The sequence below is a fragment of the Pseudomonas sp. PSB11 genome (assembly GCF_014596605.1).
Lineage (GTDB): Bacteria > Pseudomonadota > Gammaproteobacteria > Pseudomonadales > Pseudomonadaceae > Aquipseudomonas > Aquipseudomonas umsongensis.
Genome location: NZ_NOIO01000075.1, coordinates 1 through 945 on the forward strand (window position 1 = coordinate 1; position 945 = coordinate 945).

The 945-nt window shown below is 67.2% G+C and carries 1 pseudogene; it reads left to right on the forward strand.

What is annotated here, in order from left to right:
• Nucleotides 1-945: pseudogene (locus tag CGA21_RS30560) on the forward strand (glycine dehydrogenase (aminomethyl-transferring)); the annotation flags it as partial.

A 945-nucleotide genomic window follows, 5' to 3' on the forward strand; every position in this document is an offset into this window, starting at 1 on the left:
TGGCCCTGACCCTGCTGACCCCGCCGGGCGAATTCGGTGCCGACGTGGCCATCGGCAGCGCGCAACGCTTCGGCGTGCCGCTGGGCTTCGGTGGCCCGCACGCGGCGTACTTCTCCACCAAGGATGCGTTCAAGCGCGACATGCCCGGCCGTCTGGTCGGTGTCTCGGTGGACCGTTTCGGCAAGCCGGCCCTGCGCCTGGCAATGCAGACCCGCGAGCAGCACATCCGCCGCGAGAAGGCCACCTCCAACATCTGCACCGCCCAGGTGCTGCTGGCCAACATCGCCAGCATGTACGCCGTGTACCACGGTCCGCAGGGTCTGACGCAGATCGCCCAGCGTGTGCACCAGCTGACCGCGATCCTGGCCCAAGGCCTGAAAGCGATCGGTCTGAATGTCGAGCAAGAACACTTCTTCGACACCCTGACCCTGAACACCGGCGCTGACACCGCCAAGCTGCACGAGCAGGCCCACGCCCAACAGATCAACCTGCGCGTGGTCGACGCTGAACGTCTGGGCCTGTCCCTGGATGAAACCAGCACCCAGGCTGACGTCGAAACCCTGTGGGCGCTGTTCGCCGCGGGCCAGGCCCTGCCGGACTTCGCCGCCCTCGCCGCCGCCACCCAAGCGACCCTCCCGGCCGCGCTGCTGCGCCAGTCGCCGATCCTCAGCCACCCGGTGTTCAACCGCTACCACTCGGAAACCGAGCTGATGCGCTACCTGCGCAAGCTGGCGGACAAGGACCTGGCGCTGGACCGCACCATGATCCCGCTGGGCTCGTGCACCATGAAACTCAACGCCGCCAGCGAAATGATCCCAGTGACCTGGGCCGAATTCGGCGCCCTGCACCCGTTCGCCCCGGCCGAACAAAGCGCCGGCTACCAGCAGCTGACCGATGAACTGGAAGCGATGCTCTGCGCCGCCACCGGCTACGATTCGATCTCGC